The 22,739-nt window shown below is 65.7% G+C and carries 24 protein-coding genes; 3 read left to right on the top strand and 21 right to left on the bottom strand.

Annotated features, from left to right (window positions below):
* Nucleotides 1–134: 134 nt before the first annotated feature.
* Genes XF30_RS09210 through XF30_RS09170 form a run of 9 tightly spaced genes read right to left on the bottom strand, consistent with a single transcriptional unit; the run spans nt 135 to nt 8,275 of the window.
* Entirely contained in the window at nt 135–482 is a 348-nt protein-coding gene (locus XF30_RS09210) for a RidA family protein (protein ID WP_109142483.1), read from the bottom strand.
* A gap of 13 nt (nt 483–495) precedes the next feature.
* Nucleotides 496–1,617 (bottom strand): NAD(P)/FAD-dependent oxidoreductase, encoded by a 1,122-nt coding sequence (locus tag XF30_RS09205; protein ID WP_109142482.1) that lies wholly within the window; start codon nt 1,615–1,617, stop codon nt 496–498.
* A complete protein-coding gene (locus XF30_RS09200) occupies nt 1,614–3,032 on the bottom strand; it encodes an FAD/NAD(P)-dependent oxidoreductase (RefSeq protein WP_109142481.1) in 1,419 nt (472 codons plus the stop codon). Before XF30_RS09200 ends, XF30_RS09205 begins: the two co-directional genes overlap by 4 nt.
* A complete protein-coding gene (locus XF30_RS09195; protein ID WP_025034065.1) occupies nt 3,029–3,325 on the bottom strand; it encodes a (2Fe-2S)-binding protein in 297 nt (98 codons plus the stop codon). Before XF30_RS09195 ends, XF30_RS09200 begins: the two co-directional genes overlap by 4 nt.
* A 31-nt stretch (nt 3,326–3,356) precedes the next feature.
* Nucleotides 3,357–4,493, bottom strand: coding sequence for an NAD(P)/FAD-dependent oxidoreductase (locus XF30_RS09190; RefSeq protein WP_109142480.1), 1,137 nt, complete (start codon nt 4,491–4,493; stop codon nt 3,357–3,359).
* 8 nt (nt 4,494–4,501) lie between these two features.
* Nucleotides 4,502–5,308 (bottom strand): ABC transporter permease, encoded by an 807-nt coding sequence (locus XF30_RS09185; RefSeq protein WP_109142479.1) that lies wholly within the window; start codon nt 5,306–5,308, stop codon nt 4,502–4,504.
* On the bottom strand, nt 5,305–6,180 hold the full coding sequence (locus XF30_RS09180; protein WP_109142478.1) for an ABC transporter permease: 876 nt from the start codon (nt 6,178–6,180) through the stop codon (nt 5,305–5,307). The genes XF30_RS09185 and XF30_RS09180 overlap by 4 nt, the downstream gene beginning before the upstream one ends.
* Nucleotides 6,177–7,217 (bottom strand): ABC transporter ATP-binding protein, encoded by a 1,041-nt coding sequence (locus XF30_RS09175; RefSeq protein ID WP_192893085.1) that lies wholly within the window; start codon nt 7,215–7,217, stop codon nt 6,177–6,179. The genes XF30_RS09180 and XF30_RS09175 overlap by 4 nt, the downstream gene beginning before the upstream one ends.
* 23 nt (nt 7,218–7,240) lie before the next feature.
* The gene (locus XF30_RS09170; protein WP_109142476.1) at nt 7,241–8,275 is read right to left on the bottom strand and encodes an ABC transporter substrate-binding protein; all 1,035 of its coding nucleotides are present in this window, start codon (nt 8,273–8,275) and stop codon (nt 7,241–7,243) included.
* A gap of 277 nt (nt 8,276–8,552) precedes the next feature.
* Between XF30_RS09170 and XF30_RS09165 the strand changes: the two genes are divergently transcribed.
* The gene (locus tag XF30_RS09165) at nt 8,553–9,473 is read left to right on the top strand and encodes a LysR substrate-binding domain-containing protein (RefSeq protein ID WP_036021792.1); all 921 of its coding nucleotides are present in this window, start codon (nt 8,553–8,555) and stop codon (nt 9,471–9,473) included.
* Here XF30_RS09165 and XF30_RS09160 read toward each other — a convergent pair.
* From XF30_RS09160 to XF30_RS09125, 8 genes are read right to left on the bottom strand one after another with little or no spacing between them, the layout of a single operon-like run.
* Nucleotides 9,463–10,836 (bottom strand): amidohydrolase family protein, encoded by a 1,374-nt coding sequence (locus XF30_RS09160; protein WP_109142475.1) that lies wholly within the window; start codon nt 10,834–10,836, stop codon nt 9,463–9,465. The genes XF30_RS09165 and XF30_RS09160 overlap by 11 nt on opposite strands.
* Nucleotides 10,833–12,416 (bottom strand): ABC transporter substrate-binding protein, encoded by a 1,584-nt coding sequence (locus XF30_RS09155; protein WP_109142474.1) that lies wholly within the window; start codon nt 12,414–12,416, stop codon nt 10,833–10,835. The genes XF30_RS09160 and XF30_RS09155 overlap by 4 nt, the downstream gene beginning before the upstream one ends.
* Nucleotides 12,416–13,300 (bottom strand): polysaccharide deacetylase family protein, encoded by an 885-nt coding sequence (locus XF30_RS09150; RefSeq protein WP_109142473.1) that lies wholly within the window; start codon nt 13,298–13,300, stop codon nt 12,416–12,418. Before XF30_RS09150 ends, XF30_RS09155 begins: the two co-directional genes overlap by 1 nt.
* On the bottom strand, nt 13,287–14,102 hold the full coding sequence (locus XF30_RS09145) for an ABC transporter substrate-binding protein (protein ID WP_192893084.1): 816 nt from the start codon (nt 14,100–14,102) through the stop codon (nt 13,287–13,289). Before XF30_RS09145 ends, XF30_RS09150 begins: the two co-directional genes overlap by 14 nt.
* Entirely contained in the window at nt 14,102–14,884 is a 783-nt protein-coding gene (locus XF30_RS09140; RefSeq protein WP_109142471.1) for an amino acid ABC transporter ATP-binding protein, read from the bottom strand. Before XF30_RS09140 ends, XF30_RS09145 begins: the two co-directional genes overlap by 1 nt.
* Entirely contained in the window at nt 14,881–15,738 is an 858-nt protein-coding gene (locus tag XF30_RS09135) for an amino acid ABC transporter permease (protein ID WP_036021759.1), read from the bottom strand. Before XF30_RS09135 ends, XF30_RS09140 begins: the two co-directional genes overlap by 4 nt.
* Nucleotides 15,735–16,562 (bottom strand): ABC transporter substrate-binding protein, encoded by an 828-nt coding sequence (locus XF30_RS09130; RefSeq protein ID WP_109142470.1) that lies wholly within the window; start codon nt 16,560–16,562, stop codon nt 15,735–15,737. Before XF30_RS09130 ends, XF30_RS09135 begins: the two co-directional genes overlap by 4 nt.
* Nucleotides 16,563–16,599: 37 nt before the next feature.
* Nucleotides 16,600–17,556: an N-carbamoyl-D-amino-acid hydrolase gene (locus XF30_RS09125; protein ID WP_074447730.1), complete on the bottom strand. Its 957-nt coding sequence runs from the start codon at nt 17,554–17,556 to the stop codon at nt 16,600–16,602.
* A 151-nt stretch (nt 17,557–17,707) separates the two neighbouring features.
* Between XF30_RS09125 and XF30_RS09120 the strand changes: the two genes are divergently transcribed.
* Both XF30_RS09120 and XF30_RS09115 read left to right on the top strand, forming a co-directional pair.
* Nucleotides 17,708–18,634, top strand: coding sequence for a LysR family transcriptional regulator (locus tag XF30_RS09120; RefSeq protein ID WP_109142469.1), 927 nt, complete (start codon nt 17,708–17,710; stop codon nt 18,632–18,634).
* 28 nt (nt 18,635–18,662) lie between these two features.
* Nucleotides 18,663–19,370 (top strand): type 1 glutamine amidotransferase, encoded by a 708-nt coding sequence (locus XF30_RS09115; protein ID WP_109142468.1) that lies wholly within the window; start codon nt 18,663–18,665, stop codon nt 19,368–19,370.
* A gap of 194 nt (nt 19,371–19,564) precedes the next feature.
* Here XF30_RS09115 and XF30_RS09110 read toward each other — a convergent pair whose 3' ends face one another.
* The 4 genes from XF30_RS09110 to ruvB all read right to left on the bottom strand — a co-directional run bounded on the left by XF30_RS09110 (nt 19,565) and on the right by ruvB (nt 22,738).
* Nucleotides 19,565–20,032, bottom strand: a complete 468-nt coding sequence (locus tag XF30_RS09110; RefSeq protein WP_035998395.1) for a nuclear transport factor 2 family protein — start codon at nt 20,030–20,032, stop codon at nt 19,565–19,567.
* Nucleotides 20,033–20,111: 79 nt separating this feature from the next.
* Nucleotides 20,112–20,561, bottom strand: a complete 450-nt coding sequence (gene ybgC, locus XF30_RS09105; protein ID WP_036021745.1) for a tol-pal system-associated acyl-CoA thioesterase — start codon at nt 20,559–20,561, stop codon at nt 20,112–20,114.
* 68 nt (nt 20,562–20,629) lie between these two features.
* The gene (locus tag XF30_RS09100) at nt 20,630–21,550 is read right to left on the bottom strand and encodes a metallophosphoesterase (protein ID WP_109142467.1); all 921 of its coding nucleotides are present in this window, start codon (nt 21,548–21,550) and stop codon (nt 20,630–20,632) included.
* Between the two features lie 129 nt (nt 21,551–21,679).
* Entirely contained in the window at nt 21,680–22,738 is a 1,059-nt protein-coding gene (ruvB, locus tag XF30_RS09095; RefSeq protein WP_109142466.1) for a Holliday junction branch migration DNA helicase RuvB, read from the bottom strand.
* Nucleotide 22,739: the final 1 nt, after the last annotated feature.

The following is a 22,739-nucleotide window of genomic DNA, read 5'->3' as shown; positions in this document are numbered from 1 at the left end:
CGGGGTGAAATCCATGGCTGCGAAGATCCTGATTGAGGAACTCTCTAACTAGTCCCATCAAGGGGCGAGATCAAGGCGCGGCACGAGGAGACAACAGCGTGATGGGCGCTGTCGTCCTTCCTCGCCGTGCGCCATCAGCCCTTGAGCGCGGTCACCACCACCTCAATTAGCGCACCGCCGCCGAGATCGGCGACGCCAACGGTGGCGCGGGTCGGCAGGTTGTCGCCGAAGAATTCGATCCAGGCCGCGTCCATCTCTTTCTTCTTGGAGAGATCGGTGACGAAGATCGAGGCGCTGACCACGCGGCTCTTGTCGGTTCCCGCCTCTTTCAGATAGCCGGCGATCTTGCCGAGGATGTTGCGAGTCTGCTCGCCCATCGAGACCGAGGTGTCGTCGGCGATCGTGCCGCCGAGGAAGACGAAGCCATTGGCTTCGACGGCGCGGTGCATGATGGGCGTGCGGATGCTGCGGGTGATGCTCATGATGTCCTCTTGTTTAGAGCGTGGAAGGGTGGAAGCGGTCGATGCCGAGTTCGCCGATACGGGTCTGGGTGCCGCCGTTGACGATCAGTTCCGCCATCACGGCGCCGGCGCCAGGGCCGAGCTGGAAACCGTGCAGCGAGAAGCCGAACTGGTGATAGAGGCCCTTGTGACGCGAGCTCGGCCCGAACACGGGAATGTCGTCCTTCATCTTGGCTTCGATGCCGGCCCAGGCACGGACGATGTTGGCGCTGCGCATCACCGGAAACAGCTCGAACACGGTCTGCGCGCTGGTCGCAAGGCTCTTCCAGTCCAGCACCGTCTCGTTGCGATCCTGATAGGGCGTCGCCAGATGGCCGCCGCCGATCAGCACGGTGCCGTTCTTGAACTGCTTGAAGGACAGCTTTCGACCGCGCAGGATCACGACGGGATCGATGAAGTGCGGCACACGCGAGGTGATCATCAGCATCGGCGCCACGGTCTCGACCGGCACCGGCTCGCCGAGATCAGCCGCGATCCTGCCGGCCCAGGCGCCGGCGGCGTTGACCAGCACCGGCGCGGCAAAGCTCTCCGAACCGACATCGACATGCCAGAGGCCGTCACGGTGCCGGATGCTGCCGGCAGCTACGCCTTCGCGCACAGTCGCGCCCAATTGCTCGGCCTTGCGGCGGAACGCCGTCGTCGTCTGCGCCGGATTGGCCGCACCGTCACGCCGAGAAACCACACCGCCGGGACAGGTCTCGGCCACCGCCGGCACCAGCCGGCGCAGTTCGGCGGCGTCGATCAGCTCTTCGTGGGTGAAGCCCAGCGCATTGAGCTCGGCGACGCGCGCGCGGCAGAGGGCGAGTTCTTCCTCGTTCTCGGCGACCAGCACCTGGCCGTAGCTCTCGAAGCTGCAATCGTCGTCGACGAGATCCGTGATCTTCTCCCAGATGCCCATCGAGCGGATCGACAGCGGAATCTCGGGGATGTGCCGCGCGAGCTGCCGGACGCCGCCGGCATTGACGCCGGAGGCGTGACGGCCGGCATAGTCCTTTTCGATCAGCACCGGCTTCAGGCCGGCGAGACACAGATGCAGCGTGGTCGAGCACCCGTGGATGCCGCCGCCAATGACGATCGCATCCACGTTCTTGCTCATCCGCGCACCACGGCCTTGACGTCGGCCTCGCTCTTGGGAACGGCGGCGAGTTCGGCCAGCGTGATCGGCTTCACCGGCGCGCGCAGCCGGTAGTAACCGATCTCCTGCGGGGTCTTGCCGCGCGCCCGCGCCATCAGCTCGGTGACGGTGAGGCCGCAGAGCCGGCCCTGGCACGGGCCCATGCCGGTGCGGCGATAGGCCTTGAGCTGATTCGGCCCGGTCGCGCCGATCGCGACGGAATCGAGAACGTCCTTTGCCGTGACCTCTTCGCAACGACAGACGATGGTATCGCCTGAAGGAATCCGGAACTGCGGCGCGGGGCGGAACAGCGTGTCGAGGAACAGGCGACCACGCTCAGCCTTGGCGAGGTCGGAACGGAGCGTCGCCATTGCGGGAAGTTTTGCGGCAGAAGCGGGCGCCAGTGCTTCGACGGCGGCGCGCGCGGCAATGCGACCGCGCACCACGGCTGCACTCGCGCCGCCGATGCCGGCCCCGTCACCGGCGATCGCGATGCCGGCGACCGACGAATTGCCGCTCGCGTCGAGCACTGGCGACCAGCACAATTGCAGATCATCCCAGCGATGCTCGATGCCGGCTGACATCGCCAGATTGACGTTGGGCACGACGCCCTGATGCAGCAGCAACAGGTCCGCAGCGATGGTCTCGCGCTTGCCGCCGGCGACGTAGCTCACGCTGGCAAGCTGGCCATCACCGGAAGCCGCAAGCTCGGTGACGCCGGAGACGACCTGCACCTTCGCCCTCACCTCGCGCATCATCGACAGGCCCTTGGCGAAATAGGGCGAGGTGAGGAAGGCGAAAGCGTGCGGGAGCGCGGCGAAATAATTTCCGCGCTGCGTGGTGTCGAGGATGCGATCGATGCGGCCGCCAAGCCGCAGTATCTGCGCGGCGAGCAGCCAGAGCAGCGGCCCCTGCCCTGCGATCACGGTGCGTCCGTCGGGCACCAGCGCCGAGGACTTCAGCATGGTCTGCGCCGCGCCCGCGGTCATCACGCCCGGGAGCGTCCAGCCGGGAATTGGGAGCGGCCGCTCCAGCGCACCGGTCGCGAGAATCACGCGTTTCGCCTTGACGAAGGCCGAGGCGCCGCCGATCGAGACGGCGATATCGAGATTGCGGTCGAGGCTCCAGACGGTGGCGCGGTGAATGACCTCCGCATTGCTCGCGCGCAGCGACTGCACGAGATCGGCGCCGACCCAATAATCGGCGCCGAGCTGATTGCGCTCGGTAACCGGCGTCGAGGCGATGGCGCGAAACACCTGGCCACCGGGGCCGATGTTCTCGTCGAGCAGCAGCGTCGAGAGGCCGGCCTCGGCGGATGTTGCGGCAGCAGCAAGGCCCGCGGGCCCGGCGCCGATCACCACGACGTCATAGTTTTCGCGCTTGGGAGCCACGCTCATTTTCCGATCTCCCGCTTGCCCTTCTGGATTTCGATCTGCATGCCCTCGGCGACGGGCACGAGGCACCCTTGCCGGTTGCCGACGCCGTCGATGGTGACGAGGCAGTCGAAGCAGACGCCCATCATGCAATAAGGCAGACGCGGCGCGCCGCTCACCGCGGTGGAACGCCGTGCGTCAACGCCGGAGGCCAGCAGTGCGGCGGAGACGGTGTCGCCCTGGCGCGCTGCGACCGCGACGCCGTCGACGAAGATCTGCACCTGTGGCCGCTTGTCCTGTTCGGATCGCTTGAACATGGGGATGCCTCTTGGCTCCTTCTCAGAATCTCTAGTAGCCGCTGCTGTTCGCAGCACCTGCGCCACCAAAACGGCTGGCCGAGAACGCGCCGACCAGCTCCGGCTCGAGCGCGCCCTGCGCCACCATGCGCGCGATCTCGAAGGCGTGGTTGGAGGCGAGCGTCACGCCGGAATGGCAGCAGGCGACGAAGGCACCGGGATGCGTCTCCGACTGATCGTAGATCGGAAAGCCGTCCTGCGGCATGACGCGGATTCCGGACCAGCTCCTGACCACGTTGAGCCGCGCCAGATGCGGAAACATGCGCTGCGCGCGATCGGCCATGACGCCGCTGATCGACGGCTTCAGCGTGCGATCATCGAGCTCGTCCTCCTTGCTGTCGCCGATCATCACCGTGCCCTCGTCGGTCTGGCGGATCGTGGTCAGCGGATGCGGCAGGAACGGCATGGTGCGCTCGGTCACGACGACCTGGCCGCGAGTCGGGCCCATCGGCGCAAAGAGGCCGACCATCGGCGCCAGCGTCTGGTTGGCGTTGCCGGCGGCGAGCACGATCTTGGCGGCGCGCAGCTCGCCCTGCGGCGTGATCAGCCGAAATTCGCCCCCGCTCTTGCTGATCGCCGAGACCGGACGCTCCGGAAAATAGTCGATGCCGAACGCAATGAAGCCGGTGTGGAAGGCGCGGAAGGTGCGCAGCGAATTGACGTGGCCGTCGAGCGGACAATAGCTGCCGCCGGAGACCTCGGGGCCGACCAGCGGCAGCGCCTCCTTCACCTCGGACGGCCGCAGCATCTCCATCTTGTAGTCGGCCGCGCCGACCTGGTTGTGCATGCGCTTGACGAGCTCGGTGCGCTGGCCGAATTCGTCCTCGCCGAGCGTGAGATGAAAACCGCCGTTCTGCTGCAGGGCGACGTCGAGGCCGGTCTGCTGCTTCAGCTCGGAGGCCAGCCGGCCCCACGCCTGCGAGGCCTGCACGGTCCACCGCGTATAGGCCGGCATGCCGAGCCCTTTGCTCTGCACCCACACCAATGCGAAGTTCGCGCGCGAGGCGCGCTTGGTGATGTCGCCTTCGTCGAGCACGGCGACCTTCTTGCCGAGCCGGCCGAGGCCCCAGGCAATGGCGGAGCCGAGCAGTCCGCCGCCGACGACGGCGACGTCGTAATCTCCTGACATGAGTTCTCCTATCGTCCCGTATCGCCCTTGCCAGCGAGCACACGGTCGAGCCCGTAGAAGCGGTCGAGCAAAATGAGGGCGGCCATGGTGATTGCGATCACGCAGGCCGAGACCGACGTCACGAGCGGATCGATGTTGTCCTGGATGTAAAGGAACATGCGGACCGGCAACGTCTCGGTCCCGGGCGCAGCAAGGAAGACGGTCATGGTGAGATCGTCGAAGGACTGGATGAAGGCGAGCGCCCAGCCGCTGATGACGCCGGGCAGGATCAGCGGCAAGGTCACGCGGCGGAACAGCGTCCAGCCGCCGGCGCCGAGCGAGACCGCCGCCATCTCGACCGTGCGGTCCATGCCGGTCGCCGCCGCCAGCGTCAGCCGCAGCGCGAACGGGAACACGATGATGACATGCGCGACGATCAGCGCCGCGAAGCTGCCGCCGAGACCGGCCGAAGTGAAGAAGCGCAGGAAGGCGATGCCGAGCACCACATGTGGGATCATCAGCGGCGACAGGAACAGCGCCGCCAGCACATCACGACCACGGAAGCGATAGCGCGCGATCGCCAGCGCCGCCGGCACCGCGAACAGCAGTGCCACGAGGGAGGACAACGCGCCAAGGCCGAGGCTGACCCAGAAGGCGTGAATGAATTCGGGGTAGTTCGCAATGGTCCTGAACCAGCGCAGCGAGAAGCCGTTGGTCGGCAGCGACAGGTATCCCTCAGGCGTGAAGGCGACGAGGCAGACCACCAGGATCGGCGCCACCATGACGATGACGAAGATGGTGTGAAAGATCAGCGCGAGCGGACCGTTCCGGCTCATCGGAACACCTCCGCATAGCGGCGTTCGATCAGTGCGTTGCTGCCGACGACGATCAGCACCAATGCGGCCAGCAGCAGCGTTGCGACCGCAGCGCCCAGCGGCCAGTTCAGCGTGTTGAGGAATTCGTCATAGGCGAGCGTTGCCGCGACCTTGAGCCGGCGGCCGCCGATGATCGCAGGCGTTGCGAAGGCGCTGGCCGAGAGCGAGAACACGATGATGGCGCCCGACAGCACGCCCGGCATGATCTGGGGCATGATGATGCGGCGGATGATGGTCGCGGGGCCCGCGCCGAGCGACATCGCAGCATTCTCGATCTGCGGATCGAGCCGCTGGAGGGCGGCCCATACCGACAGCACCATGAACGGCATCATCACATGCGCGAGCGCGATCACCACGCCTGTTTCGGTGAACATGAAGGGAATGGGGGAGCCGATCAGCCCGAGCGACATCAGCAGCTTGTTGACGAGGCCGTTGTTGCCACCGAACAGCAGGGCCCAGCCCAGCGTTCGCGCCACCACTGAGATCAAGAGCGGCCCGAGAATGACCAGTAGGAAAAAACTCTTCCAGCGGCCGCTCATGCGGTTGAGGATATAGGCTTCGGGCGCGCCGAGCAGCACGGTGAGCAGCGTGGTCAGAATCGCGATGCGAAAGGTCCGCCAGAACATCTCCGCGTAATAGGGATCGGTCGCGATCTCGTGCCAGTTCTTGAAGATGAAGACCGGCTCGATGCCCTTGTACTGGCCCCAATCGTGGAATGACAGCATTACCGTCATCGCCAGCGGAATCACCAGCACGCCGACGAACAGCATCAAGGCGGGTGCGGTCAGCACCCACGGGGCGCGCAGGCTGCGCTCCTCGGCCGCCATGCTCATGCGCCGGCCCTCACGCGAACGCTCATGTCTTCGGGCCGCCAGGTGAGGCGAACCGCGTCCCCTTCGGCCGGCTGCGCTTTGCCGTCGTTCTGGCGGATCACGATCGCCGGGCCGCATTCACTGTCGCACTGGAACAGCCAGTGATTGCCCTGGAAGATGCGCGTGATGATTTTTGCGCCCAGCCCTGTATCGCCAAAGCCGATTCTTTCGGGGCGAACGCTGACGGTGACGGGACCGCCGAGCCCAGCCGGCGCCGGTGCGCGCCAGGAGCCGGCCACCAACTGCGTCGGCGCGACGGTCCGGTCGATCGTTCCGGCAAAATCGTTGGTCTTGCCGAGGAATTGCGAGACGAAGGCCGAGGCCGGCCTTTCATAGGTCTCTTGTGGCGTGCCGATCTGCTCGATCTTGCCCTGGCTCATCACCACGATGCGATCCGACAGCGACATCGCCTCGTTCTGGTCATGCGTGACCAGGATCGTGGTGGTGCCGACGGTGCGCTGGATCTGGCGCAGCTCGATCTGCATCTCCTCGCGCAGCTTGGCGTCGAGGTTCGACAGCGGCTCGTCGAGCAGCAGCACGCTGGGCTTGATCACCAGCGCACGCGCCAGTGCCACGCGCTGCTGCTGGCCGCCGGACATGCGGCGCGGATGGCGATCCTCGTATCCGGCGAGGCCCACCATCGCGAGTGCGGCGCGGACGCGTTCGGACCTTTCAGCGCGCGGCACGCCACGCATCTCCAGGCCGAAGGCGACGTTCTCCGCCGCGGTCATGTGCGGAAACAGCGCGTAGCTCTGGAACACGATGCCGAGGCCGCGCTTTGCCGGATGGATCGCGGTCAGGTCCTTGCCCTCGAGGCGGATCGCGCCGCGCGTCGGATCGAGGAAGCCCGCGATCATCTGCAGCGTCGTGGTCTTGCCGCAGCCGGACGGGCCGAGGAAGGAGATGAACTCCCCCTTCCCCACCGACAGGCTGAAGTCATCGACCACAGTCTGCGTGCCGAACTGCTTTGCGACCCGATCGAGCTCGAGATAGGCCATGGCGCTGTCTCCGCGGCGACCGATCAGCGTTCGACCTCGCGATTCCAGCGCTTGGTCCACTCCTCGCGCTTCTCGTTGATCACGGTCCAGTCCGGATTATAGAGCTTGGCCGCGCGCTCGCCGATCGGCGCCATCTTGCCGAGCTCGGGCGGGATCACCAGCGATTTCAGCACCGGGCCGTAGCCGTAATCCTTCAGCATCACGAGCTGGGTTTTCGGATCGAGCAGCATCTTGACGAAGCTCGCAGCCAGCGGCGAAGCATTGGGCTTATTGATCGGGCACGCCGTGGTCAGCAGCGTCGCTGCGCCTTCCTTCGGGTAGACGAAGTCGACGGGGAAGCCGGTATTGGCGAAGCTCTGCACGCGGCCGGTGCCCCATACCGCGATCACGGCCTGGCCGGACTGGAACAGCTCGGTCATCTTGCCCGGCGACGGCTCATAGGCCAGCACGTTCGGATTGATCTGCTCCTTGAAGATCTTGAAGCCGGACTCGACGTTGGTCTCGCCGCCGCCGTTCATCTTCGACAGCATCACCAGCGCTTCGAGACCGTAGGTGTTGTTGATCGGTGGAATCACGAGCTGTTTTGCGTATTTCGTGTCCTTCAGGTCGTTCCACGAGGTCGGCGGCGCCCAGCCTTTCTCCTTGAACACCTTTGTGTTGTACATCAGCCCGGTGGCGACGATGCCGATCGCGACCGCGCGATCGTCCTTGAAGCGCGCAGTGTCGTTGAGATCGGCGGGCAGGCCGTCGAGCTTGCCGCAGAAGCCGAGCTGGATCGCCTGGTACATCGGGCCGTCGTCGACGATGGCGACGTCGATCTGCTGGTTGCCTTTCTGCGCCTGGAGCTTGGCCAGCGTGTCGGTGGAATTGCCGGCGACGTATTCGACCTTGACGCCGTTCTCCTTCTCGAAGGCCGGGATCACCTCGTCGCGGATGGTCTTCTCGAACGAGCCGCCATAGCCGGCGACGTAGAGCGTTTTCTGCTGGGCCGAGGCGACCGAGGGGACGGCAATGAGCGCTGCGATGCTGACCGCGGTCAGAAGGCGAAAAGTCTTCATGTGGACCGATCTCCAATACCGGAATGAGGTGACGTGCCGACGAGTCTCGCTGGCTGAAGCGCGTTGCCGCATTCCCTTCCGCGCCAAACCGCTTCCGATCAGGGCTCCGGCCCCCATTCGGCGGGTTTTGGCGCGATCTGGAGGGTTGAACACCTCCAATCTGCCGAAAAAGCGGGCTGTCTCCAGTCCTGATGAAAAAGATCGCAGACCTATACTTCCATCGTCCAATGAATAATGGCACCCTCTGCATGCCGAAATGTTATGATTGGATGGTGGAATGGCGCGGATCAATTCGCGGCAGGTGGAGGCCTTCCGCGCGATGATGCTGACCGGCAGTGTGACCGAGGCGGCGGCGCTGATGAAGGTGACGCAGCCGGCCGTCAGCCGCTTGCTGCGCGACCTCCAGGCCCTGCTGAAGATGGAGCTGTTCGAACGCCGCGGCACCGGCCTGGTGCCGACCGCCGCGGCGATGGCGCTCTACACCGAAGTCGAGCGCTCCTTCGTCGGGCTGGAACGCATCACTGCGGCGGCGGAAGAAATCCGCGGCCGGCGCACGGGCTCGCTACGCATCGCAGCACTGCCGGCGCTGTCGAACGGCTATCTGCCGCGGCTCACCGGTCACTTCCTGAAGGAGCGGCCAAACCTCAACCTCGCCTTCTTCGGTGTCATCTCGCCGATCGTGGTCGACTGGGTGCTGAACAATCAATGTGACGTCGGCTTTGCCGAGGTGCCGATCGCGCATTCCGGTCTGCCGAGCCAGAGACTGCCGGCGCCGGCGCGCGTCGCAGTGCTGCCGACCGGTCATCGCCTCGCGGAGAAGGAAGTGCTGGAGCCGCGCGATTTCGAGGGCGAGACCTTCATCTCGCTGTCGGCGGGATCCTCGAGTCGGCATCTCGTCGACCAGGTCTTCCACCGCCACGATGTCCGCCGCGTGCTGCGCGTTGAGACCACGCTGTCGGAAATCATGTGCGGCATGGTGTCGTCAGGCCTCGGCGTCGCGATCTGCGATCCCTTCACGGCGCAGGAATTTGCAACGCGCGGCGTCATCGTGCGCCGCTTCCTGCCGCGCATCGATTTCGAATTCTCCGCGGTCTTTCCGGCGCAGCGCAGCCCGTCCCCGGTGGCGCTGGACCTGGTCGAGACCATGCGCAAGGCGCTGGTGGAGTTCGAGGACGACGAAGCCGGGGTCAGCCGTTGAACGCGGCCTGCGCCTCCGGCAGATCCCAGATCTTGCCGATCGCGGCGGTGCCGGCCGCCGTAATCGCGGCTTCATCCGCGCCGAGATAGCGTCCCTCATCGACCAGGACCCGGCCATCGACCATGACCTGATCGATATTGGCGCGGTTGGCGAGTGCGATCAGCGCGCGGCGCGGGTCGAACAGCGGCTGCAGATGCGGATGGGTGAGATCGACCACCGTGAGATCGGCGGTCGCGCCCGGCTCGATGCGGCCGAGATCGGGCCGCTTGATCACGTCGGCGGCGACCGTCGTGTTCGCCTCGATCAGCTCGGGTGAGTTCGCGACGTCAGGGCGCGCCGAAATGATCTTGGAGATCAGCGACGCCGCATTGAGCTCGCCGAGCAGGTCCATGTTGTAGCCGTCGGTGCCGACCACGGTGCGCACGCCGTGCTCGGCGAAGCGGCTGAACGCCGCGGTGATGCCGGCACGCGCGAACACGCGCGGGCAGTTCAAGACGGTCATGCCGCGCGCGGCCATCAGCTTGAGATCGTCGTCGCTCGAGAACATGCAATGCGCCGCCATCAGATCCGGCGCGAGCAGGCCGAGCCAGTCCAGATATTCTGCCGGCGTGCGGCCGCCATAGCGCTTGCCGATGGTCTCGACCTCGGCGCGGCTCTGCGCCATGTGCGTGGTGATGAGAACCCCGAGCTCGCGCGCCCGCGTGGCGCAGGCTTTCAAGAGATCGGGGCCGCAGGTGTCGGTGGCGTGCGGGCTCATCGCAAGACTGATGCGGCCGTCGCCGCGATTATTCCAGCGCTGATAGAGCGCGTCCCACGCCGCCATATCCGCAGCGCCGTCATCGCCGGAATATTGGACCACACCGTCAGGCCCGGCCTTGGCGTCGGAGGTCGAGAACAGATAGGGCGCGCCGTAGAAGCGGATGCCCATCTTTTCCGCCGCGTCGAACATCTCGGGGATCGAGTTGCGGAACGGCTCCATCACCGTGGTGGCGCCGCCCTTGAGCAGCTGGAGGATGCCGAGCCGCGCCACCGCAAGGCGCTCTTCCGCCGACAGGATATCGGCGCCGCGCTTGGTCAGCGGCAGCAGCACCGTGTAGACGATGCTCTGGTTGTTCTTGCGGCCATTGCCGTCCTCGGTGTGGCTGCGCGCCACCGCTTCCGAGAAGCAATGATTGTGCAGGTTGAGCAGGCCCGGCAGGACGAAGCGGCCCGGACGATCATAGACCCGATCGGCGCGCGGCTTGTCGCGTGTGATCGCTGCAATCTTCTTGCCTTCGACCAGAACCCAGCGGTCGCGCAGCACGTCCTGCGCGCCGTCTTTCCGTGACAGCACATAGCTGCCGAAGATTGCTGTGGTGCTCATGCGGGGCGCACGTTCCAGAACACGGCGGTGCCGTCGAGAATGCCGGTGATGGCCTTGCGATAGGCCGTCGGCTGCTTGTAGAGGCCGATCGGAATATAGGGGATTTCCTCGAACGCCACCCTCTGGACTTCGCGGCAGATGCGCTGCTGTTCGGCGAGTTCGGAGGCCGCCAGCCACTGGCTGCGCAACTCGCCCATCTTCGTGCTCGCGTACCAGCCGGCGACCTTGCCTTCGCCGCGAATGTTGGTGTTGCCGGCCGGGTTGAGCCAGTCGATGCCCTGCCAGTTGCCGACCGCGGCGCTCCAGCCGCCCTGCGGAAGCGGATCCTTCTTCAGCTGGCGCTGCAGCACCACGGCGAAATCGAGGCCGGCATATTCGACGTTCATGCCGGCCTTGCGCAACGAGTCCACCGCGATCTCGCCAAGCGGCTTTTGCGCCAGCGAGTTGGTCGGAACGAGCAGCACGATCTTCTCGCCGTTGTAGCCCGCGGCTTTCAGGTCGGCCTTCACCTTGGCGTAGTCGCGCGGGCCGCGGAACACGTCGAGGCCGACCTCATTTGCCATCGGGGTGCCGGGTGCGAAATAGCCGACCGGTGAGACCTGGAACGCCGGATCGGTGCCGGCGACGGCGGTCATGAATGCGGACTGGTCGATCGCACCCAGGAGCGCGCGGCGGATGGCGGGATTGTCGAACGGCGGCTGCAGGTGGTTGAGGCGCAGCATGCAGGCGTAGCCTCGGGGATCGAGGATGCGCATCTCGATATCGCCGGCCGCCTTGATCACCGGAAGCAGATCGTGCGGCGTAGTCTCCTGCCAATCCTGCTCGCCGGTCTGGAGCGCGGCGACGCCGGTGCCGGCATCGGGCGTAGTGGTCCAGACCACGCGATCGTAGTGCACGATCTTCGGCCCCGCAGTCCAATCCGGCTTGCCGTCGGTGCGCGGCTGATAGCGCTCGAACTTGGCATAGGCATTGCGCGCGCCCTGCACGCGCTCGTCGGCGAGATAGCGGAACGGACCGCTGCCGATCACCTCGGTGAGCGGCTTGAACGGATCCTGGCTCGCCAGCCGCTCCGGCATCATGAAGCAGGCATTGATGGCTGCCTTGCCGAGCGCCTGCGGCAGCAGCGGAAAAGGACGCTTCAGACGGAAGCGGATGGTGCGGTCGTCGGCAGCCGAGAGCTCGGCGGTCGCCTCCATCAGCTCGCCGCCAAAGCCGTCGCGCGCGGCCCAGCGACGGATGCTGGCGACGCAATCGCGCGCCAGCACGCGTTCGCCATCGTGCCAGAACAGGCCGTCGCGAAGCGTGAGGTCCCACTGCAGCTGGTCGGCGGAGATGGCGTGGCCCGACAGCATCTGCGGCGAGACCTGGAGCGAGGCGCTCATGCCGTAGAGCGTATCGTAAACCATGAAGCCGTGGTTTCGCGACACCTGCGCGGTCGAATAGATGGGATCGACGAAGGCGAGATCGATGACGGGGATGAAGCGCAGCGTGGATTGCGATTCAGCGCGGACGATGCCCGGCAGCGACAGCGCCGGCAGCGCCGCGCCGGCCTTGAGGAGCGAACGGCGGGAGATGGACATTAGCGGTGACCCGCTTCGTGGCGCAGGAAGTTCTCCGCGATGTTCTCGCCGGTGGTGATCCAGACATCCGGGCACGATTTTGCGTAGGTCAGGAATTCGCGCGCCAGCCGCAGCCGCATCGGGCGGCCGCTGCATTGCGGATGCAGCACGGTTGTCACCATCGCGCCCCAGTCGCGGACCTCATCCAGCTCGTCCTTCCACATCGAGAGCACGTGTTCCCTAGGGAAGATCGAGCGCGGACTGAAGCGCGCGGACAGGCCGTGCATCCAGTCGTCATAGCTCGCGGTCACCGGCAGCTCGATCGTGCCGGGCTTGCCGTCGGCGAGGCGATGACGATAGGGCCTGACGTCGTCGCGGAACGATGACGTATAGACGATGCCGTGGCGCACCAGCGCGACGCGCAGCTCCTCGGTGAACTCGCCATAGGGCGCGCGATAGCCGGTCGGCTTGACGCCGAGCCGGCGCTTCAGCGCCTCGAAGCCGCGCTCCAGCTCCTCCTCGATCCAGGGATCGCCGGGATCTGGCAGCAGATGGTGATAGCCGTGATGGCCGATCTCGTGACCGGCCTTGAGGATGGACTCCGCCATCGCCGGATGCGCATCGACCGACCACCCCGTGACGAAGAACGTCGCCTTGAGATCGAGCTGGTCGAGCAGCTCCAGGAGTTTCGGCGTGCCGACGCGCGCCTCATAGCCGCCATAGCTCATGGTGATGAGCCGCTGCGCATGACCTGCGTCCTTGCTGGTCCAGGCACTCTCGGCGTCCACGTCGAACGACAGGAACATCGCGGATGTGTACGGCTTCAGCCACGGATATTCGGGCGCGGGATCCGCGGTGTTGGCCGGAACGAGCGGAATGCTCTGGAGTGCCTTACTGTCCAGCATTGATGGTCGCCTTCTCGATTGCGTTGTCGCTCAATTTCCACTTCGCCAACAGCGTCTTGTAGGTGCCGTCCGCGATCAGCGCGTCGACCGCCTCCAGCATTGCCTGCTGCAATGCCTTCTCCTTCACCGGCAGAGCAATGCCGGTGAATTGCTGTGCGATGGGCGCGCCCACGGTCGCATAGGTGTTGGGCTCGAGGTCCATGATGTAGGGCAGCGTCTCGTTGCCCTGGGCGGCGGCATCGATGCGGCCTTGCCTCAGCTGGGTGCGCGCATCGGCCGAGCCGTCGGTGCCGACGAACTGGATCGGAGAGCTGCCGCAATTCTTCTCGCTCCACGCCGCAATCTGGGCCGGGAACATGGTGCGTCGGCTGGCGCCGACCTTCTTGCCGCACAGCGACGTCGCATCCTTGAATTCCGCCTTGCGTGACGCCTGCACGAAGAACTGCGGGCCGCTGCGCAAATAATCGACGAAGGTCGCGACCTCGTGCCGGCTCGCATAGTCGGTGAAACCGGACAGGATCGCATCCACCCGCCCGGTCGAGATCGAGGGCATGAACTCGGCAAAGCTGGTCTCGGTCCATTCGATCTTGAGGCCGAGCTTGCGGCCGATGGCTTCGCCGAGATCGACGTCGAAACCGGAGAGCGCGTTGGTGGCGGGATCGCGGAACTCCATCGGCGGATAGTTCGGCACCACCGCGACCTTGATGCTGCCGCGCTTTACGATCTCAGGCGGCAGTTCGGCCGCCATTGCCGACACGCTCATGGCGCCCAGGAACGCCGCCGCAAGCAAGAATCTCTTCATCACCATACCCCCAATGTCAGATCACTGCCGAAAGAAAATGCCTTGGTGCGCTCCTCGCGCGGCGCGCCCAACACGTCGGAGGCGCGGCCTTGCTCGACGATCGCGCCCTGATCCATGTAGACGACGCGGTCGGCGACCTCGCGGGCGAAGCCGAGCTCGTGCGTCACCACCATCATGGTCATGCCGCTTCGCGCCAGCTCCTTCATGACCGCGAGCACCTCGCCGACCAGCTCGGGATCGAGTGCGCTGGTGGGCTCGTCGAACAACATCAGCATCGGCTTCATGGCGAGCGCCCGCGCGATCGCGACGCGCTGCTGCTGGCCGCCGGAGAGCTGCGCCGGATACCAGTCGGCCTTGGCCGACAATCCGACGCGCCGAAGCAGCTCGGTCGCCTCGGCGCGCACCTCATCCGGCTTGCGCCCCTGCACCTGGGTCGGGCCTTCCGTGATGTTCTCCAGCGCGGTCTTGTGCGGAAACAGGTTGAAGCGCCGGAATACCATGCCGGTCTTGAGCCGCTGCCGCCCGATTTCGCGCTCGCTCAGGCGATGGAGTTTCCCGCCTTGCTCGCGCACTCCGAGCAGTTCGCCGTCGAGCCAGATGCCGCCGGCATCGATCGTGGCGAGCTGATTGATGCAGCGGAGCAGCGTGGTCTTGCCGGAGCCGGAGGCGCCGATCAGGCACATCACCTCGCCGGGCCAGACGTCGAGCGAGACGTTCTTGAGAGCCTGAAACTCTCCAAAGTTCTTGGCTACGGAGCGGATCGCGACGAGCGGCTTTGTCATCGCGCCAGCCGCAATGTGCCGCGTGCAAAGCGGCGTTCGAGCAACATCTGGAGCGGTGTCAGGATCGAGACCGCGAGCAGGTACCAGAGCCCGGCGACGATCAGCAGCTCGATGACGCGGGAGTTGGCGTAGTAAATGTTCTCGGCATTGTGCAGCAGCTCCGGATACTGGATCACGCTGGCGAGCGAGGTCGCCTTCACCATGCCGATGAACTCGTTGCCGAGCGGCGGGATCACCACGCGCATCGCCTGCGGCAGCACGATGCGGCGCAGCGCGCGCAGCCGTCCCATACCGATCGCCTGCGCCGCCTCATATTGCCCGATATCGACCGACAGCATGCCGGCGCGCATCACTTCGGAGGTGTAGGCGCCCTGGTTGATGCCGAGCCCGAGCAGCGCGGCAAGGAACGGCGTCATGACGTCGACGGCGCGCGCGGACCACAGGCCGGGGATGCCGATGGTCGGAAACACCAGCGCGAGATTGAACCACAACAGCAGCTGCAGGATCAGTGGCGTGCCGCGGAACAGCCAAGTGTAGCCGGCGGCGACCGACTTCAGCACCGGATTGGGCGACAGCCGCATGATCGCGACGACGATGCCAAGGAAGATGCCGAGCATCATCGCCAGCACCGCCATCACCATGGTGTTGACGATGCCTTCGAGGATGACCTTTGCGGTCAGGAAGCGGCTGACATAGGACCATTCGATCTGGCCGTTCGCAAAGGCGCGCGCGATCGCCGCCAGCACGAGGACGATCAGGGCCGCGCTGATCCAGCGAAACCAGTGCGGCTCGCGCGCGATCCGCATGCCCGACAGATCGGGAAATCCTTGCGCGAGTGCCGGCGCCTGCTTCATTGCGGCGCCGCGTTCAGCATGGGCTGGGCGACTGCATTGGTCCCCAAGCCCCATTTGTCGAGAATGGCCTTGTACGAGCCGTCAGCGATCATCGCCGCGAGTTTCTCGGTCACGACTTCGCGCAAGGCGGCATCGTCCTTGCGGAACATGATGCCTTGATAGCCCTTGGCAAAGGGCTCGCCGACGATGCGGTACTTGCCGGGCTCCTGTTGCTGCGCATAAGGCAACGTCTCGCTGCCCTGCACGGCGGCGTCGATGCGGCCCTGCTTGAGCTGGTTGCGGACGTCGATGGAATTCTCGCCCGGAACGTACTGGATCGCCGGCTTGCCGGCCGGCTCGCAATTCTGCTTGCTCCACTTCTCGATCTCGACCGGGAAGCTGGTGCTGCGGGTGGTGCCGACCTTCTTGCCGCACAGATCGGTGGCGTCCTTGACCGCGCTCTCCGCCATCACGAAGAACTGCGGGCCGGTTGCGAGGTAATCGACGAAGTCGGCGGTCTCGCGCCGCGAGGCACGATCGGAGATGCCGGAAATGATGAAGTCGGCGCGCTTGGTCTGGAGCGAGGGGATCAGCTCGGCGAACGGCGTCTCGCTCCAGACAATCTTGAGGTCGCCAAGCCGCTTGGCGAGCTCTTTCGCCAGATCGATGTCGAGCCCGACCAGCTCGTTGGTTGCGGGATCGCGATATTCCACCGGCGCGTAGGTGGAGTTGACCGTGAGCTTCAGCGTGCCGGCCTGCTTGATCTCCGCCGGCAGCTCGGCGGCTCGCGCCGACGTCGCCGCGGCCAGCGCTGCGCAGGCAAGCAAATACGAGAGGCGTGTCATGTCAGCTCCTTTTGTCAATGCTGCGACCGGCCGTTGGTCAATCCGCGTCGAGAACGGCCGGCTCGATGATTCCGGCACGCTCGGTGATCACCCTGTATTGGTCGGGCCGCCGGTGGGCGGCGAAGTTGAACATCTTGTCCTTGCCCTGGCGGCAGAGGTCGAGATCGATGTCGGCGACGATCACCTCGTCGGCCAGCGTCTGCGCCTGCGCGACGATGCGGCCGTTGGGATCAACGATGCAGGAGCCGCCGATCAGGCCGGAGCCGTCCTCCTCGCCCGCCTTCGCAACCGAAATCGCCCAGGTCGCGTTCATGTAGGCGTTGGCCTGCGTCACCAGCGTCGAGTGGAAGGTGCGCAAGGCTCCGTCTTCGGTCGTGCCGCCGTTGGGATCGTAGGCCGCCGAATTGTAGCCGATGCAGACGAGCTCGACTCCTTGCAGACCGAGCACGCGCCAGGATTCCGGCCAGCGACGATCATTGCAGATCATCATGCCCATGATGGCATGGGCCCAGGACGAGCCAGCGCGGAAGGCGGGAAAGCCGAGGTCGCCATATTCGAAGTAGCGCTTCTCGAGTTGCTGGTAGCGCGCGCCCGGACGCGGCTCGACCGAGCCCGGCAGATGCACCTTGCGATAGCGGCCGAGAACCTCGCCGTCGCGATCGACCAGGATGGAGCAATTGTAGCGCCGCCCCTCCGGCGTCAGCTCGGCATAGCCGACATAGAAGCCGACGCGCAGCGCACGTGCGCGATCGAATAGCTTTGCCACCGCGGGGTTCGGCATGCTGCGCTCGAAATACCGGTCGAGGGCCTCGCCTTCGAGCAGCCAGCGCGGGAAGAAGGTGGTGAAGGCGAGCTCCGGAAACACCACAAGGCTCGCACCCCGACCGGCCGCCTCCTCCAGCATGTCGAGCATCCGCGACAACGTGTGTTCGCGCGTATCGGCTTTTTGCGTCGGCCCCATCTGAGCGGCTGCGGCGCGAAGGACACGAACCAAGATTGCCTCCAATCTGTGCGCAGTGCTGCCTCAATGGGCGAACGAACCCTTTGATGCGACGTGCAAATCCGCTGCCATTACGGGCGAGCGGTGCTGCAAAATCAATTCGCGTTGCTATGATGTTTTGGCCCTGACTATAATCGGCAGTGATATGAACCTGCGTCAGCTCGAGATCCTTCGCGCCGTGATCCGCCACCGCACCACGGTGGCGGCGGCGGACGAGCTGGCGCTGTCGCAGCCGGCGGTCAGCAACGCGCTGAAGACGATGGAGGCGCAGGCGGGCTTTGCGCTGTTCGAGCGCGTCAACAACCGGCTGTTTCCAACCGCCGAAGCGATGGCGCTCTACAAGGAGAGCGAGGCGATCTTCGCGCTGCACGCCAAGCTCGAGAACCGCATGCGCGATTTGCGCGAGAACCGGTCCGGGCATCTCGCCATCGTGGCGACGCCGCCGCTCGCGTACAGCATCATTCCGTCCGCGTTGTCGGGCTTCCTGCGACGCCGCCCGGAGACGCGGGTGTTCTTCGACGTACGGCGCTACGAGGGCATCATCGAGGGTGTGCTGAGCCGCGTCGCCGAGCTCGGCTTCGCGCTCGGCCTCACGCATCATCCCGGCATCGCGCATGAGGTGGTGCACACCGGCGAGATGGTCTGCGTGCTGCCGCCACAGCATCCACTCGCCGACCGGCCGATGATCTCCGCTTCCGATCTCTCCGGCCTACCCTTCATCGGGCTCGAACGCGGCACGCGGCTCGGCGAAGCCGTGCGCGACAGCTTTGCCCGCGCCGGCGCGCCGTTCCGGCCGACGATCGAGGTGCGCTACTGCAACACGGCCTGCGTGCTGGCCGCCGCCGGCGTCGGCGCGGCGGTGGTCGATCCTTTCTCGCCGCGGCAGAACGGCGGCAGCGGCCTCGTCGTCCGTCCGTTCACGCCGACGACGCAGGCGGTCGCCTATATGCTATGGTCTGAAGCCGAGCCGCTGTCGCGTCTGGCCAAGGCCTTTCTCAACGAGATCCGCAAGGAGAGCGCTCTGCTCGAGCGCACAGCGCCGCACCAGCAACAGGGGGCAGAAAGCGGCTGAGCTTCGCAACCTTTTGACCGGGAGGCCCATGGCACGCATCACCATCATCGAGACCGGAGAGGTGCCGCAAAAATACCGAGAGCGCCACGGTTCGTTTCCGGACATGTTCTCGCGCATGATCCGCGCCGAGGAGCCGGCCGCGACGATCGAGGTCGTCAGCATTCCCAACGGCGATGCGCTGCCCGATCCGAGCAAGCTCGAGGCCATCCTCATTACCGGCGCGGCGGCCGGGGTCTATGACGGGCTCGACTGGATCGCGCCGCTGGAAGATTTCGTGCGGACGGCTTACGCCAACAAGACACCGATGGTCGGTGTCTGCTTCGGCCACCAGCTGATCGCGCAGGCGCTCGGCGGCACCGTGCGCAAATCAGAACAGGGCTGGGGCATCGGCCGGCATGTCTATCAGGTGCTGCCGGAGAACGGCCTCATCGACGGTGAAGCGGTCGCGGTCGCCGCCTCGCATCAGGACCAGGTGATCGAGCCGCCAAGCGATGCGCTGACGATCCTCTCCTCCGAATTCACCCCGCATGCCGGCCTGCTCTATGCCAATGGCGCGACGCTGACAGTGCAGCCGCATCCGGAATTCGATGTCGGGTTCGCGCAAGTGTGCTGCGATCTGCGCGATGGCAAGGCACCTGAGGATGTCGTTGCCACGGCGAGGGCGTCGCTGGCGGAGCCGATGGATAATGCGAAGCTCGGCGGGGCGATTACGCGGTTTCTGGCTAAGCGCACCTGACTACGAAGCTCGAGACGCACTCGTCTTCCCTTCTCCCCTTGCGGGAGATGGTGGCGCGAAGCGCCGGATGAGGGGTTCTATCCATTCGCCGGACTGCTCGTGAGGAGAGAGACCCCTCACCCGTCTCGCCGCTATGCGGCGAGCCACCCTCTCCCGCAACGGGAGAGGGTGAAGCAGCGGTCGCTTTGTTAATTTCAGAACGGCTCGCTTCCCAGCCCCGGCACATCGGCCGGCCGCGGGCCCGGCGCCGCCCAGTGAAACCGGCGATCCTTCTCCGCAATGGCGATGTCGTTGATCGAGGCCTCGCGCCGCTTCATCAGGCCGTGCTCGTCGAACTCCCATTGCTCGTTGCCGTAGGAGCGGTACCACTGGCCGCTCGCATCGTGCCATTCGTACTGGAAGCGCACCGCGATCCGGTTGCCGTCGAAGGCCCAGAGGTCCTTGATCAGGCGGTAATCCTGCTCCTTCTCCCATTTGCGGGTGAGGAAGGCGACGATGGCCTCGCGGCCCTGAAACACTTCCGAACGGTTGCGCCAGCGGCTGTCCTCGGTATAGGCGAGCGAGACCCGCACCGGATCGCGTGAATTCCAGGCGTCCTCGGCCATGCGGGCCTTTTGCGCGGCGGTCTCGCGGGTGAAGGGTGGAAGCGGCGGGCGCGACATGGTGGCCTCATCGGTTGATCGTGTCAGCGAATGTATCGTCGCAATTGGCGGAGTCGATAGGCGATCCGCTATCGAGCGATCACGTAACCAGATCGGCCTTCATCAGCTGGCGGATCGACTTCGGAATCGGCTGGGCCCGGCCGCCGCTGATGAAGGCGACGCGGACCTCGGCTTTCACCAGCACGTCGTCACCGCGCCGCACCTCCTGCGCCAGCATGATTGACGCCCCTTTCACCGCGACCGGCCAGGTCACGACGTCGAGCACGTCGTCCATTCGCGCGGGCTTCAGGAAGTCCAGATGCATCGAGCGCACCACGAAGGCGAAGCCCGCGCCGTCCGTCTCGGTCTGCTCGAACAGCACCTGCTGCTCGGCACCCATCAGCCTGAGATGATTGGTGCGTCCGCGCTCCATGTAGCGCAGGTAATTGGCATGATAGACGATGCCGGAAAAATCCGTGTCCTCGTAATAGACCCGGACCTGCATGTGGTGGCGGCCGTCGCGGATCTCGCCGTCGAGATGAGCTGTCACGTCCGGAGCCTCTTCGCTGGTCGGTAACCGGCACGTTTTGCGCAAAAACAGCCGGACGCGCAAGCGTGTTAGGACACGACCGGTCCTGACCTTCCCAGCGTCACCTCGACGATCTCAGGCGGCACGCCGAAGCGGAGCGGCATGATGCTGCAACCGAGGCCGCCGGACACGATGAGATCGCATTTCAGGCGGAAATGGCCATAGGCGAGACGCAGGCCGTTCCTGGGCGCGACGGCCGGTGACCAGCCGAGCAGGCGGACCTGGCCGCCATGGGTATGGCCGGACAATTGCAGCGCGACGCGCGCGGGCACGAGCGGAGCGACATTGGGCTCGTGCGCGAGCAGGATGACCGGCGCATCGTCGGTGATCTTCGCCAGCGTAGCATTGAGATCGTCGGCACCGAAGTGCGCCATGCTCCGGAAGCGCCGCGCCGGCAGGAAGGCGAGCTGATCGCCGAGGCCGGCAAGCCAGAACGGACGGCCGTCCTTGGTGAGGCGGACGGCATCATTCTCGTAGACGGGGATGCCGGCCGCCTCCAGCGCCCGATGCGCGATGGTCGGCCCGTGCCCTGCCTGCTGCACGGTTCTGTCATCCCAATAGTCGTGGTTGCCCATAACGGCATGAACGCCGAGGGGCGCCTTCAGGCGCGCCAGCACCCTTGCCCATTCGCTCGACGGAATGAAGCGCGTGACGTGGTGAAGGCCGGCGACATAGTCGCCGAGCAGCACGATGAGATCGGCGTTGAGCGCGTTGGTCCGGTCGACGATGCCCTCGATGCGCTCCAGCGACATCCAGGGATCGCAGGCATGGATGTCAGCGATGGCGGCAATCTTCAGCGGAAAATCCGCCGGCCACTGCCGCGGCATCGGATGATAGCGCGTGACGCGAAGGCGCAGCACCGGCTCGACACCGACGCCGTAGGCTGCGGTCGAGACGCCGAGGGCGGACAGACCGCCAATGGAACGGATAAGATGACGGCGCGTGATCATGGAAGCCCGATGATGATGCGGCGCCTTGATGATATCCGATTGGAGCGGAATTGGGGTGCGTTCGTGCAGATCGTCTGCACGAGGTTAACGGAAATTCATCATAGGCGGAACGGCGCGAGGTTCAGCAGCTCACTCGTCGCTATCATCCGTGCCGAACAGGCCGAACTGCGCCGCCGCATCGCGCGAGGGTTCGGCGATGCCGAGATGACGGAAGGCGTGCGAGGTCAGCAGGCGGCCGCGCGGGGTGCGCTGCAGATAGCCGCACTGGATCAGATAGGGCTCGATGATGTCCTCGATGGCGTCGCGCGGCTCCGACAAGGCCGCAGCCATGGTCTCGACGCCGACCGGTCCGCCGCCATAGTTGAGCGCGATGGTCGAGAGATAGCGCCGATCCATCGCGTCCAGCCCTGCGGCATCGACCTCGAGCGCGCTCAGCGCATGGTCGGCAATCTTACGGTCAATCTTGTCGGCATCGGCCGCCGAGGCGAAATCGCGCACGCGGCGGAGCAGGCGGCCGGCGATGCGCGGCGTGCCGCGGGCGCGGCGCGCGATCTCGTTGGCGCCATCGGCGCTCATGCCGACGTTGAGCACGCGCGCGCCGCGGCTGACGATGCTCTCCAACTCCTCGATCGTGTAGAAGTTGAGCCGGACCGGAATGCCAAAACGGTCGCGCAAGGGATTGGTGAGAAGGCCGGCGCGCGTGGTGGCGCCGACCAGCGTGAATTTCGACAGCTCGATCTTGACCGAGCGCGCCGCCGGGCCCTCGCCGATGATGAGGTCGAGCTGAAAGTCCTCCATCGCGGGATAGAGCACCTCTTCCACCGCGGGGCTGAGGCGATGGATCTCGTCGATGAAGAGCACGTCGCGCTCTTCGAGATTGGTCAAGAGGGCGGCAAGATCGCCGGCCTTGGCGATCACGGGCCCCGAGGTGGCGCGGAAACCGACGCCGAGCTCCTTCGCCACGATCTGCGCCAGCGTGGTCTTGCCGAGCCCCGGGGGACCTACGAACAGCACGTGGTCCAGCGCCTCGCCGCGCTTGCGCGCCGCTTCGATGAAGATCGAGAGATTCTTGCGCGCCTGCGCCTGGCCGACGAAGTCGGACAGCGATTGCGGCCGCAGCGCGGTGTCGCCGACATCATCGCTGCGGCGCTCGGGCGAGACCATGCGGCTGGCCTTGGGGTCGCTCACT

Source organism: Bradyrhizobium sp. SUTN9-2, assembly GCF_003122645.1.
Lineage (GTDB): Bacteria > Pseudomonadota > Alphaproteobacteria > Rhizobiales > Xanthobacteraceae > Bradyrhizobium > Bradyrhizobium yuanmingense.
The sequence above is the reverse complement of the archived record's forward strand: the minus strand, read 5'-3'. Positions and strand labels throughout refer to the sequence as shown.

What these genes read in the sequence shown, in the direction of transcription:
- XF30_RS09210 (WP_109142483.1), bottom strand. Translation starts at nt 482, where the DNA reads ATGAGCATCACCCGCAGCATCCGCACGCCCATCATGCACCGCGCCGTC.
- XF30_RS09205 (WP_109142482.1), bottom strand. Translation starts at nt 1,617, where the DNA reads ATGAGCAAGAACGTGGATGCGATCGTCATTGGCGGCGGCATCCACGGG.
- XF30_RS09200 (WP_109142481.1), bottom strand. Translation starts at nt 3,032, where the DNA reads ATGAGCGTGGCTCCCAAGCGCGAAAACTATGACGTCGTGGTGATCGGC.
- XF30_RS09195 (WP_025034065.1), bottom strand. Translation starts at nt 3,325, where the DNA reads ATGTTCAAGCGATCCGAACAGGACAAGCGGCCACAGGTGCAGATCTTC.
- XF30_RS09190 (WP_109142480.1), bottom strand. Translation starts at nt 4,493, where the DNA reads ATGTCAGGAGATTACGACGTCGCCGTCGTCGGCGGCGGACTGCTCGGC.
- XF30_RS09185 (WP_109142479.1), bottom strand. Translation starts at nt 5,308, where the DNA reads ATGAGCCGGAACGGTCCGCTCGCGCTGATCTTTCACACCATCTTCGTC.
- XF30_RS09180 (WP_109142478.1), bottom strand. Translation starts at nt 6,180, where the DNA reads ATGAGCATGGCGGCCGAGGAGCGCAGCCTGCGCGCCCCGTGGGTGCTG.
- XF30_RS09175 (WP_192893085.1), bottom strand. Translation starts at nt 7,217, where the DNA reads ATGGCCTATCTCGAGCTCGATCGGGTCGCAAAGCAGTTCGGCACGCAG.
- XF30_RS09170 (WP_109142476.1), bottom strand. Translation starts at nt 8,275, where the DNA reads ATGAAGACTTTTCGCCTTCTGACCGCGGTCAGCATCGCAGCGCTCATT.
- XF30_RS09165 (WP_036021792.1), top strand. Translation starts at nt 8,553, where the DNA reads ATGGCGCGGATCAATTCGCGGCAGGTGGAGGCCTTCCGCGCGATGATG.
- XF30_RS09160 (WP_109142475.1), bottom strand. Translation starts at nt 10,836, where the DNA reads ATGAGCACCACAGCAATCTTCGGCAGCTATGTGCTGTCACGGAAAGAC.
- XF30_RS09155 (WP_109142474.1), bottom strand. Translation starts at nt 12,416, where the DNA reads ATGTCCATCTCCCGCCGTTCGCTCCTCAAGGCCGGCGCGGCGCTGCCG.
- XF30_RS09150 (WP_109142473.1), bottom strand. Translation starts at nt 13,300, where the DNA reads ATGCTGGACAGTAAGGCACTCCAGAGCATTCCGCTCGTTCCGGCCAAC.
- XF30_RS09145 (WP_192893084.1), bottom strand. Translation starts at nt 14,102, where the DNA reads ATGAAGAGATTCTTGCTTGCGGCGGCGTTCCTGGGCGCCATGAGCGTG.
- XF30_RS09140 (WP_109142471.1), bottom strand. Translation starts at nt 14,884, where the DNA reads ATGACAAAGCCGCTCGTCGCGATCCGCTCCGTAGCCAAGAACTTTGGA.
- XF30_RS09135 (WP_036021759.1), bottom strand. Translation starts at nt 15,738, where the DNA reads ATGAAGCAGGCGCCGGCACTCGCGCAAGGATTTCCCGATCTGTCGGGC.
- XF30_RS09130 (WP_109142470.1), bottom strand. Translation starts at nt 16,562, where the DNA reads ATGACACGCCTCTCGTATTTGCTTGCCTGCGCAGCGCTGGCCGCGGCG.
- XF30_RS09120 (WP_109142469.1), top strand. Translation starts at nt 17,708, where the DNA reads ATGAACCTGCGTCAGCTCGAGATCCTTCGCGCCGTGATCCGCCACCGC.
- XF30_RS09115 (WP_109142468.1), top strand. Translation starts at nt 18,663, where the DNA reads ATGGCACGCATCACCATCATCGAGACCGGAGAGGTGCCGCAAAAATAC.
- XF30_RS09110 (WP_035998395.1), bottom strand. Translation starts at nt 20,032, where the DNA reads ATGTCGCGCCCGCCGCTTCCACCCTTCACCCGCGAGACCGCCGCGCAA.
- XF30_RS09100 (WP_109142467.1), bottom strand. Translation starts at nt 21,550, where the DNA reads ATGATCACGCGCCGTCATCTTATCCGTTCCATTGGCGGTCTGTCCGCC.